A 16,234-nucleotide genomic window follows, 5' to 3' on the forward strand; every position below is an offset into this window, starting at 1 on the left:
GGATCCCAACGACAGGTTACGGGAGCTTCACGGCAGCAAAGCAGAAGATAGGTGATTATATTCATGGCTATTACAGCCGACTGAGACCGCATTCGTACAACGGTGGTTTAACGCCAAATGAATCGGAAAAACGTTACTGGAATAGCTACAACGATGTGGCCAAAATGACTTGACCACTACAGTTTTATATTTCTGATTTTCGTATCAGTGAGGGGCTTAACGATTTTTGGCATAGGAAACACTCACAGTAGTTAAGTGACATGAGTGTTATAGCAAGTATTCCAAAGAATGGTCAAATTTTGATGGAATACTATTTGGGGGGCAAAATTCTTGAGATTGTAAGATCCTGTTGGATACCAGTGGGTACCTCAACTGTTTGAATTTAAGTGATTTTTAAAATAAAAAAGACGTCCGGAGACGTCTTTTTACTTTGAATTGGTGGAGGCGGCGGGACTTGAACCCGCGTCCGAAAAACCTACGCTCAAGGCGCTACATGCTTAGTCTCTCTTTTATTTAACCGGTCGAACTCCGAAAGACAGGATTCCTAACGGTGAGTCCGGTACTGTTTCGCGGTTCACCCCCGAACAAGGTTCCCTCGCTAGCACGATGTAAGGTGACCATCAAATCCACTGCCCATGTGCGAAACGTGTGGTAGATGGCTAGCGGCCTTAGGCTGCTAGAGCGTAGTTATCGTCGTTTGCAACTATAACTTTGCGGCTTTTTACGAGGCCAACCGCCCCTCGGCATGCTCCCGGAGTTTCGCGAATCCCGTCGAATCCAGAATCGCCCCCGTGATAGTGTTCATTGTAACCTTAATTGGGGCATGACACCAAGGTTTCAAGCCCTGCTTACAACTATTTGCTGTTTATCCGAACAACTTTTAAAAGCGAAGACATCACTTTTTCATCATGCGGGCTTTTTCGATAGCCCAGTCACGCTGTTTAATGTCTTCACGCTTGTCGTGTGCTTTTTTGCCTTTACCCAGGCCAATTTCCACTTTCACCCAGGCGCCTTTACGCCAGTACATGGAGATGGGCACAATCGCATACCCCTGGCGCTCCACCTGGCCGGCGAGCCTGTCCAGCTCGCGCCGGTTCAATAACAGTTTGCGCGGGCGGGTTGGGTCGCATATCACGTGGGTTGATGCGGTATTGAGCGGGGTAATGGTGCAATTATGCAGGTAGGCTTCGCCGTTTTTCATCTGCACAAAGCTTTCCGTGAGGTTGATTTTCCCGGCTCTGATGGATTTCACTTCCCAGCCCAAAAGGGATAAACCCGCTTCGATTTTTTCATCGAAACGGAATTCAAAGGTGGCGCGTTTGTTGCGGGCAATGGTTGCCGGCTGAGCGCCTTTATTTTTTGCATTCTTCTTAGCCATATGCCCGCTATTATACGCAGCCGAAATCTTTTTGGAATTAGGGACAAGGCGATTTTCGTGGGGAGTTTACCAATCTGTTTGTTGTCTGGATGGTTTTTGAACAACAAGCGGTGTGCTGGTATTGCCGCGTGGGTGCGTTTTCTCAACGGCGTGTTAAACTTCTCCCCTGATTTTTATCCATCAGGGGAAAGATAAACGGATGGCGCATGTATCTCGTAATATTTTGGTGCGTTACAGTGCCCAACAGATGTATGAATTGGTAAATGATGTTGAGTCCTACAAGGCATTTTTACCCGGGTGTGTGGGTGGCAAGGTATTAGAGTTTGATGGCCGGACGATGGTGGCATCGGTGGATATCAGTAAAGCCGGGATCAGCAAAACGTTTACCACTCGCAATCAGGTGGTGCCGGGCAAGAGTATTGAGCTGCGTTTGGAAAATGGCCCCTTTAAACATCTTAACGGCAGCTGGAAATTCATTGAGTTGGCAGAAGATGCCTGCAAAGTGGAATTTGAACTGGATTTTGAATTTTCCAATAGTCTGGTGGGTATGGCCTTTGGCCGGGTATTTCGCGAGTTGGTAACGTCCATGGTGTCAGCTTTTACCGCGCGGGCAAAGGAGGTTTACGGTGTCAGATGAGACAGCAGCATTTACGGTTGAGGTCATTTATGCATTGCCGCATCAACAGAAGGTGATCCCGGTTTCCGTACTGCCTGGGGCAACGTTTTTTGATGCGGTAAAAAAGAGCCGCATAGCGGAGTTTTTTCCGGAGATCGATTTGGAGCATATCAAACTCGGTTGTTTCAGCCATCAGGTGAAACCGGGAGATGTGCTGCAGCCGGGACAGCGTGTGGAAATTTATCGCGCATTAATTGCCGATCCTAAAGATGTACGGCGTAAGCGCGCGGAAAAAGCCAAAGAGGAAGGTCGGCTGAATAAAATTACCGGGGCTAAAATTTCCTGATGGAACATGAACAACAAGCGCCATTAAGGCGCTTGTTTGCTTTTGGGTGAAGCTAAGCGGGGATTATTTCCCGTGCTCGGCGCCGGTGGTTACGCTACCTGGCAGGGCACTTTTATCCAGTGGCGTTTTGAACTCGTCACTCAGCTTGTAGTCTCCCGTTACCGATACCAATTTGTCATTGTTGAAATGGGCAATGAGTTCTTTATGGCTGATGCTGGCATCGCGGCCGCTCTTGTAATAGTACACATAGTACCAGGTGTCATCGGCAAAGCTGTCCCGTAACACCGGTCGCCCCAATACGTATTCAACCTGGGCCTTGGTCATGTCTATACGCAGTTTTTCAACCTGTTGGGTTTCCATGTAATTGCCCTGGGGGATATCTGGCTTATAGACCAACCAGTCCATCACACCACAGGCGCTGAGTGACAGGGAGAGGGCTGCGGCGCCCATAAGAGTAAGGCTCTGTTTCTTAATTGACATTTGGATGGCTGCTTCCTGAAAAACTGCGGCTCATGATAACCAAGCCGCAATATCAAACACAAGGATTATTGACCGGGGAAAGTTCACCCAAGATTTGACTGGACGATGGACGATTAGTTCCATTGCAGAACAATCAAAATTAAGGGCCAAATTTTTTATTATTTTGTAATAACATAATGGTAATTTGCCAAATCATGCATGTGTTTGACTATTGCTTGCAAAAACCGGGTTAACTTCTCAGAATTGAACGCGGCCATGTTTTTGCTAATAAAGGATTGGTGTAAGTAGATGGGAAAAGGAAGTCTCGTGTGTGTGGGTACCGGCCTGCAACTGGCGGGTCAGGTGACCGTGATGGCCAAAAGCCATATCGAACAGGCGCAACAGATTTTCTCCTTGATGCCGGATGGCTTCAGCCAGCGCTGGCTGACCACCTTGAATGACCATGTTGTGGATCTCCAGCAGTTTTATGCCAAGCCGGGTGAAGTCAAAAACCGCCGCATAACTTACGCGCAAATGGTGGCAGCCATAATGGCCTCGGTGCGTGCAGGCAAACGGGTGGTTGGCGTGTTTTATGGGCATCCTGGTGTATTTGCCTGTGTGCCGCACATGGCCATTGCACAAGCGCGCGAGGAGGGGTATCGAGCCACCATGGAGCCTGGCATTTCTGCAGAGGACTGTCTCTGGGCGGATTTGGGCATTGATCCGGGCAATTATGGCTGCCAGAGCCTGGAAGCCAGCCAGTTGATGTTTTTTGCGCATCAGTTGGATAATGTGGGTTATGTTCTATTGTGGCAAATTGCCCTGGCAGGAGAGCATACCCTGACGGGATTTTCTACCACAGCGGCACGCTTGGCCATTTTGGTTAAGTTGCTACAGAAATGGTATCCCCTTGATCATCAAGTATGTTTATATGAAGCTGCCAACTTGCCCATAGGCACATGTCGGGCACAATGGATTGGTTTAGAAGAATTGCCAGCGGCAACACTCAATGCCATTACCACCTTGGTGATCCCGCCAGTGAGACAATTGCAATATAACCTGCAGGTGTTACAGCAATTGGGATTAACCCCTGCGGATCTTGGATAACGCCACATAAGGAGATGTGATGGAAGCTTTACAGACGTTTTTAACCAAAATGGGTGAAGATGCCGGATTTTGTGCCGCGTTTTATCAAAACCCTCAACTCATTTTAAAGCAAAGTGGTTTGTGCGCCGAATATGCCGATGCCGTACAACGTCAAGATTGTGCTGCAATCAAGGCACTGATGGGGGATGATCACATGCCGTTCTTAATTGTTAATCATGGTAATAAACTGTAGTTTTTTTCGTTGTGGCATCATTGTTCTTTTACTGCTTCTAGGGGGCGGTAAACTGTTTGCCGCCCCGGTGGATGACATCGACATCTCGTTGGAAGAGTTGGAAAACCTGCTAAAACGGGATGTGTCTGCCGCACGTTTGCAAATAGAGATGCTAACGCCCCAACTGGCATCGTTTACTTCGGAGCAGGCCGCCAGGCTACTGATTGCGTCTGCCATCAGCCACATTTTTAATGGGGAGTTTGACAATGCGCTGCAACTCCTCACACGCGCTGAAACCAAAGCCAGCAGTTATCGCTATTTAATTCAAATATATAATTATCGTGCTACTTGTCTTATTGGTTTGCGCCGTTATCAGGACGCGCTCATTGAGATGAACCGCAATCTTAATTTGCTGGAAAAACTTGATGATCCCATAGAAAAACGGGATGCCTATCTGCGTGTTGCCAACCTTTATGATGAGCTGGAAGCCTATGACGAAATGGGGTTGTATGCCAATCGGGTGCTGAGTTTGGCCGATGAGCAACAAGACAGCAAAGCACGCTGCTATGGCATTTTTCTGTTATCCGTCTCGCAAAACGGACGAGGGCGCTTGAAGCAGGCGGAAGCGGGCTTGAAACATGGCCTGGCATATTGCACCGAGCATGGTTATTCACTGATGAGCGCCATGATGAATAAGGCATTGGGGGATACCGCCAGGCAACTGGCCGATTATCAGAGCGCCCAGCATTATTTGCACACGGCTCTTGAGCAGTATCAACAATTCAATTTTGTCACCGAACTGGTGAGCACCCGGGCCTTATTGGCGAAAGTGTCACTGGCGCTTGGGGATCATGTTCAGGCGGAGGCAATGGCCCGGCAGGTACTGGAAACGGAACACAGCAGCCATTATTTTGCCTCTAGGCGCGATGCTTTCAATGTCATGGCGCAGCTCTCGGCAAACCGTGCCGATTTTGCAAGCGCATACCATTATCAACAGCAGTATGTGGCGCTGAGCAGCAAGTTGTTTAATGAGCGCCGGGTGAAGGCGTTGGCATACCAGGCGGCAAAATTCAGTACCAATGAACGGGAGCAGGAGCTCAAACTGCTCAATAAAGAGCGGGAGTTACTGTTAACCCGGGAAGCGCTCCGGGAGCAAGAGCACAACGATATGGTGATGCTGGCCAGTTTCCTCAGCATCGTGATTATGCTGCTGACTTTTTTTGCTTACTGGGGCTGGCAGCAAAAACGAAAATTCATGAAGCTGTCGCTGTATGATCCGCTAACGGGGATTTTCAACCGTGCGACGGCACAACGGATGGCGGATGAGCAGTTTGTGCAGGCCATGAGTCGTGATGCCGCTTTCAGTGTCATTCTGTTTGATATGGATAACTTCAAACAGATTAATGATCGTTTTGGCTATGGTTGCGGAGATTGGGCTTTGAGCCGGGTTGTGGCCACGGTGCAGCCGCTGTTACCGCGCAAACACATCTTTGGGCGTTCCGGTGGCGAAGAGTTCATGGTGGTTATGCCCCATATTAACGCTTTGGCTGCATTGTCGCTGGCCACCGCCTTGCGCCGTGCCATTGCCGAGATCTCCAGTCGTCACAGTGGCCATCAATTCGTGTTTAATGCCAGTTTCGGAGTGAGTAGCCGCACCCCGGATGACTTAAGCGTAGAGCCGCTGCTTAACCGGGCTGACAAAGCATTGCAACAGGCAAAATCCGCCGGTGGAAATCAGGTGTGTTCAGCACCGGAAACCCGCCCTGCAAAAGCCGATGCTGAATGATGATTGAACGGATAACGGATTGCCGTGAAAAGTTAAGATAAGCATTTATTATCAGATGCTGTTTTGTTTATACTGAACTCCCCTAAAGGCCGCGACTGACATCCCCCATTGGCCAGGTTAACCACATGTTGTGATGTTCCCCATCTGCTGTTTGCTCATTGGCAACCTGCCGGATTTCGGTCGCCATCCGCCCTGAAAAATCGCCCTATCATTTTATCTGCTGGTTAAGGAATCCTGATGGAACAGGACAATATATTCGTTTCAACCCTGCTGTTTTTACTGGCAGCGGTGGTGTTGGTGCCGCTTGGAAAACGCTTTGGTATCGGGCCGATTTTATCTTATCTGGCCGCTGGCGTTATGTTGGGGCCAACAGGCATCGGGGTGGTTTCTGAGCCGGGTTCAGTGTTGCATTTTGCCGAATTCGGCGTGGTGCTCATGCTGTTTATCATGGGGTTGCAATTAAGCCCCGGGAAATTGTGGGAGCTGCGCAGTGCCATTTTTGGGCTTGGCAGCAGCCAGTTGCTGTTGTCATGGGCTGCGGTTGCGGTTTTTTCTGCTTATGTGGGGTTGCCCTGGCCGTCAGCCATCATTGTGGGCGCTGCGTTATCGCTGTCATCCACCGCGTTTGCAGTGCAATTGATGTCAGAGCAACGGTTAATGACCACGCCCATCGGCCGTGACGCTTTCGGGGTGCTGTTAATGCAAGATTTGGCCGTTATCCCCATGTTATTGCTCACGGTGTACCTCGACCCCAATTCCGCGGATGTCAGCCACCGGGCCGTGCCCTGGTACTGGACGTGTCTGGCGCTTTTGGGCTTCTTGTTAATGGGAAAATACTGGCTCCCCAAATTATTGCAGTTGGTGGCAACCTGTGGCGTTCGGGAGGTGCTCACCGCTTTTGCCCTGTTGTTGGTGATGGGCAGTGCGGCCCTGATGGCCTGGTTGGGGCTGTCTTCGGGCATGGGGGCTTTTTTGGCCGGTGTCCTGTTGGCGAACTCCAGTTACCGCCATCAGTTGGAAACGGATATCGAACCTTTTAAAGGCTTGTTGTTGGGACTGTTTTTCATGGCTGTTGGCATGAGCATGGACTTAAGCCTGTTGTTGAAAGAACCCTTTTTACTGGTAGGGCTGCTCATTGGCATGCTGACGGTAAAAACCCTAGTACTGGTGGTGCTGGGAAAACTCCGGCGTCATTCATGGCGCAGCAGTGTGGCACTGGGGCTGATTTTGGCTGAAGGGGGAGAGTTTGCCTTTGTGTTGTTATCCCAGGCGCATCTTTCCGGATTGTTGTCGCAACAGCTGAGCCAAACCCTGGTGCTGGTGATAGGGTTGTCAATGGCGGTCACGCCTTATCTGTTGCGCGCATTTCGCGCCAGGGCTACCGCTGCCGAAGAGCCGCAACGCCTGGCGGATGTGATTGAACCCGGTGAAAGTGAAGTGGTGATTGCCGGTTTTGGCCGTATGGGGCAAATTACCGGGCGCATATTGGCGTCTTCCGGGATCCCTTTTGTGGCACTGGATAAAGATGCACGCCACGTGGATGTGGTCAGGCAGTTTGGCGGGGAGGTCTATTTCGGCGATGCCAAACGGCTGGACATGTTGCTCTCTGCCGGGCTGACCAAAGCCCGGGTGGTGTTGATAACCGTTGATACCGTGGAAGACTCATTGCAGATTGTCAGTCAGGTACAAACACATTTTCCCCATGTGACCATTGTGGCCAGGGCGCGAGATCGCAACCACGCTTACCGCTTGATGAGCCTGGGGGTTACCCGAGTATTTCGGGAAACCTTTGGCTCGGCATTAAATGCCAGCGAAAGTGTGCTGCAAACCTTGGGCATGTCACAGGTGCTGGCGGCGGAGCGGGTGCGGATTTTTGCCGAGCACGATAAGGCACAGGTTGTCGCCGGGGCTGAGCATAAAGACGATTTCAAGGCGCTGATCCGCTTGTCCAACAAGGGTAAGGCCGAGTTGGCGTCATTGATGCGTGCCGACCGTGATAAAGGGATCTAGCCTTTTGTCGCAGGACGTTTGCTGAAAAAAGCCGTTATGCAGCATTTCATGGCGGTTTTTTTATTTTTCCGATAAAAAGTTTAAAAATTTTCCAGATTGACCAGCGCGGCAGGGTTTGTTGTTCAACTTATCTCAGCCGTTATTCATCTGTTACCGCACTACTCTTGCCTTAAGTTTACGTCAACGTAAGTTTAAAACGCTCGTATTGTTTTTTAATGCCAGAAGATTATTTTAATCTTTTGTTTTTAAACGCCTTTATGGTTTGACTGCCAGGTGAGACTGTAACGCCATACATTTTTTTCTTTGCACCATATCACATTAATTTGCTGTCAAAAAATCCCAACACACGTAATAAATTTACGTAATTAATTACATTTCATTATTTTTGGTCAAGATGTCTGACAAATTTCAGCAAGAGTATGAGTAAAACATGATTTATTTTAAAAAATCATTATAAAACATAATATTGAAAATAAATTTATCGTTTGGTAATACCAATTTTTTAGCAAGCAGTCACACTTTCATGTGACCTTTTGGCTATTGCATTGTTTATTTTTTGTCGATAGGTTTTGGTTTTAAAAGAACATGTGAAAAATTTGTTTCAACGACTTTTTAAACCAGGAGGCTGCCATGCAAGAGACTGCTGAACGCCCAACCACCACGGGTGGATTGGAAATGAAAGGGAATCCTATTAATGGACAAGAGCGGGTATTAACAGAAGGTGCCCATGCGTTACTACAGGCGTTGTGTCAGGAGTTTGCTGCTGAAGTCGAGACATTACTGGCACAGCGTAAACAGCGCCAGCAACGGATTGATGATGGTGAGTTGCCTGACTTTTTGCCTCATACCCAAGCCATACGTGATGGTGATTGGCAAATCCGCGGGATCCCCGATGATTTGCAGGACCGACGGGTAGAGATCACAGGTCCAGTGGATCGCAAGATGATCATCAACGCCCTGAATGCCGGGGTGAAGGTTTTCATGGCGGATTTTGAGGATTCTTTGGCACCGAGCTGGGAAAAACTGATCCAGGGACAGGTGAACCTGCAAGATGCCGTGCGTGGTGAAATTGAATACACCGCCCCCGAAACGGGCAAGCATTATCAGCTGTGCGATAACCCGTCCGTATTGGTGGCCCGGGTTCGTGGCTTGCACTTGCCAGAAGATCATCTGCTGTTTAACGGCAAACCCATTCCCGGGTGCCTGTTCGATTTTGCCATGTATTTCTTCCATAACTACCGGCCGTTGTTAGCCAAGGGCAGTGGTCCTTACTTTTACATTCCCAAACTGGAGAGCCATCTGGAGGCCCGCTGGTGGGCAAAGGTGTTTGCCTTTGTGGAAGAGCGTTTTTGTTTGCAGCCCGGCACCATTAAGTGCACCTGCCTGATTGAAACCTTACCGGCAGTGTTCGAGATGGACGAAATCCTCTATGAGCTGCGCTCCAATATCGTGGCCCTTAACTGCGGCCGTTGGGATTACATTTTCAGCTACATCAAAACCCTTAAAAACCATCCGGACAGGGTGTTGCCTGACCGTCAGCAGCTAGGCATGGACAAGCCGTTTCTCAGTGCCTATTCACGGCTGTTGATTAAAACCTGCCATAAACGCGGTGCCTTGGCGATGGGCGGCATGGCGGCTTTCATTCCGGCAAAGGATCCACAGGTGAATGCCAAAGTGCTGGAGCGGGTACGGGCGGATAAAGAGCTGGAGGCCCGTAACGGACACGATGGCACCTGGATTGCCCATCCCGGTCTGGCGCAGATTGCCCTGGAAATTTTTGATGATTACATGGGGAAAGACAGGCCAAACCAACGGCATATCACCCGTGATGTGGATGCACCCATTCTGGCCTCAGAGCTGCTGGCACCTTGTGACGGCACCCGTACCGAAGAAGGGATGCGGCTGAATATCCGCATCGCCTTGCAATATATTGAAGCCTGGATTGGCGGCAATGGTTGCGTGCCCATTTATGGGCTGATGGAAGATGCGGCCACCGCGGAAATTAGCCGTACCTCCATCTGGCAATGGATACGCCACGGCAAGTCGCTGAGCAATGGCAAACCGGTCACCAAGGCCCTGTTTCGCGACATGCTCACAGAGGAACTGGCCGGCGTAAAGCAGGAAGTGGGAGAGCAGCGTTTTAGCCATGGCCGGTTTATTCAGGCTGCGGCATTACTGGAAGAAATTACCACGGCTGATGAGCTGGTGGATTTTCTCACCTTGCCGGGTTACCGGCTGTTAAACGAAGAGTCCAGCATCCATTGACAGGACGCCATCTGTAAATTTTAACCATCGGTTGGGGCCGATGCGTAACTTGTGAGGAGTATAACGATGACTGAGGCAAGCCAAATGAATCGCCAGCAGCAGATTGCTGCCCTGAAACAGGATTGGGCTGAAAATCCACGTTGGGAAGGCATTCGCAGACCCTATTCTGCTGAAGAAGTAGTGGCATTGCGGGGCTCTGTAGTACCGGAAAACACCATTGCCAGCATGGGCGCCGAAAAATTGTGGTCGCTGATAAACGGTGCGGCGCGCAAGGGGTATGTGAATTCTCTGGGCGCCTTGACTGGCGGCCAGGCCGTGCAGCAGGCCAAGGCCGGCATTGAGGCCATTTATCTGTCGGGCTGGCAGGTGGCTGCCGACGCCAACCTGGCCGGTGCCATGTATCCGGATCAATCCTTGTATCCGGCCAATTCGGTGCCTGCCGTGGTATCGCGCATCAACAACGCCTTTCGCCGTGCTGACCAAATTCAGTGGAGTCAGGGCATTGATGCTGAAAACGAAGCTTTCACCGATTATTTCTTGCCCATCATCGCTGATGCCGAAGCAGGATTCGGCGGGGTACTGAACGCTTATGAACTGATGAAATCAATGATTGAAGCCGGCGCCGCCGGGGTGCATTTTGAAGATCAGCTGGCGTCAGTCAAAAAATGCGGTCACATGGGCGGCAAGGTGTTGGTGCCAACCCAGGAAGCGGTGCAAAAACTGGTTGCGGCGCGCCTGGCAGCAGACGTGGCAGGGGTCAATACGCTGGTGGTTGCCCGTACGGATGCCAACGCTGCCGATTTGCTCACCTCCGATTGCGACCCGTACGACAGTGATTTCATTACCGGCGAGCGCACTGCCGAAGGTTTTTACCGGGTGCGTGCCGGGCTGGATCAGGCCATTGCCCGTGGTTTGGCGTACTGTCCGTATGCGGACATGGTGTGGTGTGAAACCGCCAAGCCTGATTTGGCAGAAGCCCGCCGCTTTGCTGAAGCCATTCATGCCAAGTTCCCCGGGAAATTGCTGGCCTATAACTGCTCGCCATCCTTTAACTGGAAGAAAAATCTGGATGACGCCACCATTGCCCGCTTCCAGCAGGAGTTGTCGGACATGGGCTATAAGTACCAGTTCATTACGTTGGCTGGCATCCATAACATGTGGTTTAACATGTTCGATTTGGCTTACGAATATGCCCAGGGCGAAGGGATGAAGCACTATGTGGAAAAAGTGCAGCAGCCGGAATTTGCCGCCGCCGAGAAAGGCTACACCTTTGTGGCACATCAGCAGGAGGTGGGAACCGGTTACTTTGATAAGGTGACCAATGTTATTCAGGGCGGGATGTCTTCCGTTACCGCATTGACCGGGTCCACTGAAGAAGATCAGTTCTGAGTCGGTCGTGATTGATGAAAAACGGCGCATTTGCGCCGTTTTTTTGTGGCTGGACGACAAAACGCCGGTAACAAGGTGTTAAAAACATGTAAAATTAACCATATGGGAGAAGGTTGCTCAGCCACGCCATACGCTTTTTATCAGACAACAACCAGTTGAAGGTGAGGGGTTGAAAACAAACTTACAAGGTGCAGATCATTGGGTGCGTCGTATCAGCGAGCAGGAGATGCCGGCCTTGGGCTCGATGATCCGTACCCTGGAGCAGTTGGCAAAAGATGACGTGTCATCCATGGGGGTGCTGGGCCGCAGCATCATGCACGACAATGCGCTCACGTCACGGGTGCTGCGGGTTGCCAATAGCGCCATCTACAACAAAGGGATAAGCCAGGTGACAACCCTCAGCCGTGCCGCCGTGGTACTGGGGTTTGATGTCATTCGCAACATCTGCATTACCGCCAAGCTGCTTACCAGCTTGCTGGAAAACCATAATATGTCAGCAGCGGTGTATCAGCGTTTGTTGAAGCTGATGGCGCAGTCATTCCAGTCCGCCATGCTCACCAAGATGATGCTGGCGGATCATGATGAAGAGTTGCAGGAAGAAGCCTTTATCGCCTCACTGCTTTACCATCTGGGTGAAAGCGCCTTTTGGAGCGTGGCGGGAGCCGCCGCCGATGAACTGGATGCCCTGTTGGCCGACAGTCACGACAGCCTGGCGCGTTTGCAGGTATCCCGGGATTTTCTGGGGTTGTCTTTCAACCAGCTTACCCAAGGGCTTGCTCGCAATTGGGGGTTGGGTGAGCTGCTGATGAAATCCCTGCAACATCCCAACGAGCGTACTCCGGAAGTCCGCACCATTTTTCTGGCCAACAAGCTCAGCGAGGCCATGAGTGATCCCCATTTGCCCGCAGCAGAATTACAGCAGCGTTTACAGCAATGCGCCGCCTTGATGCAACTGCCTGCGGCTGAGTTTCAGCAACGCTTGCAAGAATGTCTGGACGCCACCAAACGGCTTACGGTGGATTACGGGGCCACGGCGTTAATCAAGCATCTGCCCCAGGCCCAATCGCTGGAGGCGGCGATGCAATCGGCACCCGCCGCCCCCAAAGAGGCGGACACTTCCGCCTTGCTGGAGGGCTTGCGGCAGTTGACCGCACTGGCGCAGCACAAACCCGATTTCAATCAGGTTATCCATTTGGCGTTGCAAGGGATGCTGGATGGGGTGGGGCTTGATAGGTGCGCAGTATTGCTGTTGTCGCCCAATCGGCAACGGTTGCAACCGCGGGTCACCCTTGGGGACGCTGCGGATGACATGCGGCAACATTTTGTGCTGTCATTGCCCGAGCAAATGCTAACCACTTGCCTGAGCCAGCCCTTGGGCAGTTGGCCAGGGCATGACGCCGCACCCAAAGATGCCCATGGTTTGTTGCCTGTTAGCGGCTACCTGATGGCGCCGTTGTGTGTGGAAAACAAAAGTGTGGGGATTTTTTACGGCGACCGCCAGAGCAGCGGTCGCAGTGTGTCGCAAGCGGAGCTTGATAGCTTTACCCATGTGGCGCTGTTGGCAAATCTCTGCTTTTCGCTGGCATTCAGGAGCTTTTAGCCGCTTTTTTGCGAAACACCTTTATCTGATCGGTAATTCGGGGCACCAAGTTATTGGGAATGGGAAAACTTAAATGGTATTGCAGGATTTTCCAGCCATCGGGGGTTAATACAATGGTGCCCGTGCCGCGGCACAAACCGTAATTGCTGTTTTGCAACAGTTCATCAAACACCACCACATCGCCATGACGCACCAAGGTGCGGGATTGGGGGAGGTAATGCCATCCTTGGCTGCGCTTGGCGTAATCGTAAAAGTCTTTCATGTTCCAATGCTCGGTAATGTCGGTGCCAATGAAACCGGCATCTTCGGTAAATAACCTGAAATACTGTTGCCAGTCTGCTGCCGCGGCGCTCTGATGCAGTTGCTCCAGCACCGCATCGGCCGGCGCGGTCTGTGGATTGCGGGTCACTTGCTGCAGGGGCGTTTGGTTGGCGTGGGCACTGACAATAACCCCTTGGGTGAACATGGCGCCCAAGAGCAGGGCTTGGGTTAACTTTCTGAAACCTAACATAATAATTATCCTTAATTTTTTATCTCAAGTTTAGGCAGGTTACGCTGCGGATACCAGTGCGCAATACGCGGTTAGTCGTGTTTCGGGCAAAAAAAAGCTGACAGCAAATGATGATGGGCTGTCAGCGGATTGGTAGGAGCCAATATGAACTCAAGGGAGGAAAAAGTCTTACTCCACCATAAATTGTTGATATAACAGATGGCGTTGTTGTGTGCTCAGTTGTTCAAAATAATGGGTTAAAAAGCGTAACATCCGCGACTTTGACACGCCGGCATCCTCTGCCAGGATTGACAATTGCCCAATGCTTATCTCACCCAGGGTAAAGGTGGCCCGTCTTAACGGCACATGCCTACCGGAAAATGGCAATGGGGTGCCGGCGGTTGCTCCGTGACGGTGCAGGCTGATGATATTGCCGTTGTCGGCAGTTTTGTCAGGCACTGCGCTGCGAGTGGTGCCAAAGGCATAAAACAGTGCATCTTCAATGAAATCATCCACTGATAGCTGCGCCATGGTTGCACCGCGATTACATGGTGTAGCGTTTTTCTTTAGATCGGCCAGTCCCATACGGCGCCCCCATAGCTGTGACTTTCATGTCCATAAATTGTTTGCGCAGTGCGCTGGCATCCTGTGCCTGTAACATTTCGCAGGCAATGGCGCGAATTTCATCAGCCGCTTTGCCGCTGGGGTCGATTTCCAGCACGGAACGGCCTGACTCTTCGCTGTCATCATAAATATTGCGGCTGTAAGTGACCCCGTCCAGCACATGGATGTCGTAGGTACGGCAAACCTCTTTGGCTTCCTCTATGCGTCCTGCCTGATTGGGCAAACTCGGGCATTGGGTGATCACAAACGAGGCCTGCATTTTGGGGTTGATCATCATGCAGGTGGCCACCACGTCATCCATGTGGCTGACGGTTTTAAGATCCCGGCGTTTGGGGCGCAATGGCATGAGGACATGAGATGCCACTGACATGGTGGCTCGCAGGGCAAGGTTGTCCTGACCACCGCAGTCAACAATCACCACATCGTAATGCTGCTCCAGACTTAACAGGTCGTTACGAATTTTACCGTACAGCTGCACACAGTTGATGCTGGCCAGTTCCGTTTGCTGATTGCGCGCCTGTATCCAGTCAGACGTGGTGCGTTGCGGGTCACAATCCACCATAATCACCGCCGCGCCGCAGTCCCTTGCCAAAAATACGGCGATATTCTGGGCGATGCAGCTTTTGCCGCTACCGCCTTTTTCGCCTCCAACCAATATGATCATGGCTTATTCCTCTGCTGTATTTATTGGCAACATGGTGTTGGCCGCTGCCAAAAGCAGCGGTCGTTTTATGTTTGTCACCATTATTGTTAAAGGTGAATGGGTTATAGTCAACTATATGATTTTTATGTGAATTAGAGGTTCTCCTCTGTCATTTTTTTGGCAAATCGCTAAATGGTGCCGTTTTTGTGACGCGTTAATTTTTTGTGAAATTAGTAATTTTAATCAGTCACTTAATATGGCTTGAATCGCCATAAAGTTGTTGTTGTGCCCTTTTTCGGTAAAAATGCAACGAGTCTTGGTTTTGTTTAATTCTTTATGGAATAAAAACAAAATATAAGAAATAAAATATTATATAAAAAATATGTAAAAAAACCGGAGATTGGCGTCTAACGCTTTAGTCTCCAATCCGGCGATATGTTGGTTAAGGTGAAGGGTGACAGATGGAGCAGCAGCAATTGCTGGTGGAAGCGATTAACCAGACAATGCCTTTTGGCAAATATGCCGGCAGAAAACTGCTGGCGTTACCTGAGCCCTACCTGGTATGGATGCATGGCCAAGGTTTTCCGGCTGGCAAACTGGGGCAACAGCTCGCATTGGTGTATGAGGTGAAACTCAATGGGCTGGAGGGCATGTTACGCCCTTTGCTGCGGCCGTAAGTGGCAACACAAGCGCAATGAAAGTGTGACCCCCATGAGTGATTTATAATGTAAGCCATGCTTTAATGGCTTTCGGTTTTATTGACAACAGGAATTGATTCACATGGTAAAACTGGCAAAAGTCCTGGCAACTGCCGCGATGATCTTCGGTATTTCAATGTCTGCATGGGCAATGGGCAAAGTGCATGAAGGCACCATTGTTGACACAATGAACAGCGGTGGTTACACCTATGTCCAGGTGCAAGAAGGTGACAACACTTTCTGGGCTGCCGGTCCGCAGGTGAAAGTCGACAAGGGCGATAAAGTGCAAGTGGTTGAACAGATGTGGATGACCAACTTCACCAGCAAAACCCTGAAGCGCACTTTTGACAAACTGATGTTTGTTGGCGAAATCGCGAAGAAATAAGTTTTAGTACGAAAATATCCCAAATGCCCGGTAATGATCTCAGCGTCGTTACTGGGCATTTTTAAGGAAAACGGTAGAAAAAACTGTTGGAGAGGAATAAAGTTACATACTGAACAACCAAGAACTCCAGCTCGTACCGTTCTAGATTAAATATGACCAAAAATAAAGATTCATACTAATTGCCACAACTTAGTCCGAACCGTGCCACAACCGAGTATTAAAGTATC

The 16,234-nt window shown here is 50.3% G+C and carries 16 protein-coding genes, 1 other RNA gene and 1 pseudogene; 12 read left to right on the forward strand and 6 right to left on the reverse strand.

The features are described from left to right. Window positions 1-173 (forward strand): annotated as a pseudogene (locus ACIDEJ_RS06700) (IS3 family transposase); the annotation flags it as partial. 263 nt (window positions 174-436) lie between these two features. Here ACIDEJ_RS06700 and ssrA read toward each other — a convergent pair. Next, window positions 437-791, reverse strand: a transfer-messenger RNA (tmRNA) gene (gene ssrA / locus ACIDEJ_RS06705). A gap of 104 nt (window positions 792-895) precedes the next feature. Continuing rightward, window positions 896-1,378: an SsrA-binding protein SmpB gene (gene smpB, locus ACIDEJ_RS06710; RefSeq protein ID WP_411987316.1), complete on the reverse strand. Its 483-nt coding sequence runs from the start codon at window positions 1,376-1,378 to the stop codon at window positions 896-898. Window positions 1,379-1,577: 199 nt separating this feature from the next. Between smpB and ACIDEJ_RS06715 the strand changes: the two genes are divergently transcribed. Both ACIDEJ_RS06715 and ACIDEJ_RS06720 read left to right on the forward strand, forming a co-directional pair. Next, complete coding sequence (locus tag ACIDEJ_RS06715) at window positions 1,578-2,015, forward strand: SRPBCC family protein (RefSeq protein WP_411987317.1); 438 nt, start codon at window positions 1,578-1,580, stop codon at window positions 2,013-2,015. Further along, complete coding sequence (locus tag ACIDEJ_RS06720; protein ID WP_411987318.1) at window positions 2,005-2,340, forward strand: RnfH family protein; 336 nt, start codon at window positions 2,005-2,007, stop codon at window positions 2,338-2,340. Before ACIDEJ_RS06715 ends, ACIDEJ_RS06720 begins: the two co-directional genes overlap by 11 nt. 63 nt (window positions 2,341-2,403) lie before the next feature. On the opposite strand, the gene ACIDEJ_RS06725 is transcribed toward ACIDEJ_RS06720, so the two are convergent. After that, window positions 2,404-2,820 (reverse strand): outer membrane protein assembly factor BamE, encoded by a 417-nt coding sequence (locus ACIDEJ_RS06725; RefSeq protein ID WP_411987319.1) that lies wholly within the window; start codon window positions 2,818-2,820, stop codon window positions 2,404-2,406. 288 nt (window positions 2,821-3,108) lie between these two features. On the opposite strand from ACIDEJ_RS06725, the gene ACIDEJ_RS06730 reads away from it, so the two are divergent. The 7 genes from ACIDEJ_RS06730 to ACIDEJ_RS06760 all read left to right on the forward strand — a co-directional run bounded on the left by ACIDEJ_RS06730 (window position 3,109) and on the right by ACIDEJ_RS06760 (window position 13,167). Further along, entirely contained in the window at window positions 3,109-3,906 is a 798-nt protein-coding gene (locus ACIDEJ_RS06730) for an SAM-dependent methyltransferase (protein WP_411987320.1), read from the forward strand. 19 nt (window positions 3,907-3,925) lie between these two features. Next, window positions 3,926-4,138, forward strand: coding sequence for a hypothetical protein (locus tag ACIDEJ_RS06735; RefSeq protein WP_411987321.1), 213 nt, complete (start codon window positions 3,926-3,928; stop codon window positions 4,136-4,138). Beyond that, window positions 4,122-5,903 carry a tetratricopeptide repeat-containing diguanylate cyclase gene (locus tag ACIDEJ_RS06740; RefSeq protein WP_411987322.1) on the forward strand — a complete coding sequence of 594 codons (1,782 nt, stop codon included), beginning with the start codon at window positions 4,122-4,124 and terminating at the stop codon, window positions 5,901-5,903. The genes ACIDEJ_RS06735 and ACIDEJ_RS06740 overlap by 17 nt, the downstream gene beginning before the upstream one ends. Window positions 5,904-6,140: 237 nt before the next feature. Beyond that, window positions 6,141-7,913, forward strand: coding sequence for a monovalent cation:proton antiporter-2 (CPA2) family protein (locus tag ACIDEJ_RS06745; protein ID WP_411987323.1), 1,773 nt, complete (start codon window positions 6,141-6,143; stop codon window positions 7,911-7,913). Between the two features lie 630 nt (window positions 7,914-8,543). Next, window positions 8,544-10,178, forward strand: coding sequence for a malate synthase A (gene aceB / locus ACIDEJ_RS06750; RefSeq protein ID WP_411987324.1), 1,635 nt, complete (start codon window positions 8,544-8,546; stop codon window positions 10,176-10,178). 66 nt (window positions 10,179-10,244) lie between these two features. Continuing rightward, window positions 10,245-11,567: an isocitrate lyase gene (gene aceA / locus ACIDEJ_RS06755; protein ID WP_411987325.1), complete on the forward strand. Its 1,323-nt coding sequence runs from the start codon at window positions 10,245-10,247 to the stop codon at window positions 11,565-11,567. Window positions 11,568-11,793: 226 nt separating this feature from the next. After that, complete coding sequence (locus ACIDEJ_RS06760; protein ID WP_411987467.1) at window positions 11,794-13,167, forward strand: HDOD domain-containing protein; 1,374 nt, start codon at window positions 11,794-11,796, stop codon at window positions 13,165-13,167. Here the strand turns inward: ACIDEJ_RS06760 and ACIDEJ_RS06765 are convergent. The 3 genes from ACIDEJ_RS06765 to ACIDEJ_RS06775 all read right to left on the reverse strand — a co-directional run bounded on the left by ACIDEJ_RS06765 (window position 13,154) and on the right by ACIDEJ_RS06775 (window position 14,945). Then, a complete protein-coding gene (locus ACIDEJ_RS06765; RefSeq protein ID WP_411987326.1) occupies window positions 13,154-13,678 on the reverse strand; it encodes a nuclear transport factor 2 family protein in 525 nt (174 codons plus the stop codon). The genes ACIDEJ_RS06760 and ACIDEJ_RS06765 overlap by 14 nt on opposite strands. 168 nt (window positions 13,679-13,846) lie before the next feature. Beyond that, complete coding sequence (locus ACIDEJ_RS06770) at window positions 13,847-14,188, reverse strand: hypothetical protein (RefSeq protein WP_411987327.1); 342 nt, start codon at window positions 14,186-14,188, stop codon at window positions 13,847-13,849. A 13-nt stretch (window positions 14,189-14,201) separates the two neighbouring features. Then, window positions 14,202-14,945, reverse strand: a complete 744-nt coding sequence (locus tag ACIDEJ_RS06775) for an AAA family ATPase (RefSeq protein WP_411987328.1) — start codon at window positions 14,943-14,945, stop codon at window positions 14,202-14,204. Window positions 14,946-15,385: 440 nt separating this feature from the next. Between ACIDEJ_RS06775 and ACIDEJ_RS06780 the strand changes: the two genes are divergently transcribed. After that, window positions 15,386-15,601 (forward strand): DUF3820 family protein, encoded by a 216-nt coding sequence (locus ACIDEJ_RS06780; protein ID WP_411987329.1) that lies wholly within the window; start codon window positions 15,386-15,388, stop codon window positions 15,599-15,601. A gap of 103 nt (window positions 15,602-15,704) precedes the next feature. Further along, window positions 15,705-16,007, forward strand: a complete 303-nt coding sequence (locus tag ACIDEJ_RS06785) for an NrfJ (RefSeq protein WP_411987330.1) — start codon at window positions 15,705-15,707, stop codon at window positions 16,005-16,007. The last annotated feature ends 227 nt before the right edge of the window (window positions 16,008-16,234 follow it).

This window comes from Shewanella mytili, from assembly GCF_046765975.1.
Taxonomy (GTDB): Bacteria; Pseudomonadota; Gammaproteobacteria; order Enterobacterales; family Shewanellaceae; genus Shewanella; species Shewanella mytili.

Coding starts and splice junctions, on each gene's coding strand:
- smpB (WP_411987316.1), bottom strand. CDS start 1,378: ATGGCTAAGAAGAATGCAAAAAATAAAGGCGCTCAGCCGGCAACCATT.
- ACIDEJ_RS06715 (WP_411987317.1), top strand. CDS start 1,578: ATGGCGCATGTATCTCGTAATATTTTGGTGCGTTACAGTGCCCAACAG.
- ACIDEJ_RS06725 (WP_411987319.1), bottom strand. CDS start 2,820: ATGTCAATTAAGAAACAGAGCCTTACTCTTATGGGCGCCGCAGCCCTC.
- ACIDEJ_RS06730 (WP_411987320.1), top strand. CDS start 3,109: ATGGGAAAAGGAAGTCTCGTGTGTGTGGGTACCGGCCTGCAACTGGCG.
- ACIDEJ_RS06735 (WP_411987321.1), top strand. CDS start 3,926: ATGGAAGCTTTACAGACGTTTTTAACCAAAATGGGTGAAGATGCCGGA.
- ACIDEJ_RS06740 (WP_411987322.1), top strand. CDS start 4,122: ATGGTAATAAACTGTAGTTTTTTTCGTTGTGGCATCATTGTTCTTTTA.
- ACIDEJ_RS06745 (WP_411987323.1), top strand. CDS start 6,141: ATGGAACAGGACAATATATTCGTTTCAACCCTGCTGTTTTTACTGGCA.
- aceB (WP_411987324.1), top strand. CDS start 8,544: ATGCAAGAGACTGCTGAACGCCCAACCACCACGGGTGGATTGGAAATG.
- aceA (WP_411987325.1), top strand. CDS start 10,245: ATGACTGAGGCAAGCCAAATGAATCGCCAGCAGCAGATTGCTGCCCTG.
- ACIDEJ_RS06760 (WP_411987467.1), top strand. CDS start 11,794: ATGCCGGCCTTGGGCTCGATGATCCGTACCCTGGAGCAGTTGGCAAAA.
- ACIDEJ_RS06765 (WP_411987326.1), bottom strand. CDS start 13,678: ATGTTAGGTTTCAGAAAGTTAACCCAAGCCCTGCTCTTGGGCGCCATG.
- ACIDEJ_RS06770 (WP_411987327.1), bottom strand. CDS start 14,188: ATGGCGCAGCTATCAGTGGATGATTTCATTGAAGATGCACTGTTTTAT.
- ACIDEJ_RS06775 (WP_411987328.1), bottom strand. CDS start 14,945: ATGATCATATTGGTTGGAGGCGAAAAAGGCGGTAGCGGCAAAAGCTGC.
- ACIDEJ_RS06780 (WP_411987329.1), top strand. CDS start 15,386: ATGGAGCAGCAGCAATTGCTGGTGGAAGCGATTAACCAGACAATGCCT.
- ACIDEJ_RS06785 (WP_411987330.1), top strand. CDS start 15,705: ATGGTAAAACTGGCAAAAGTCCTGGCAACTGCCGCGATGATCTTCGGT.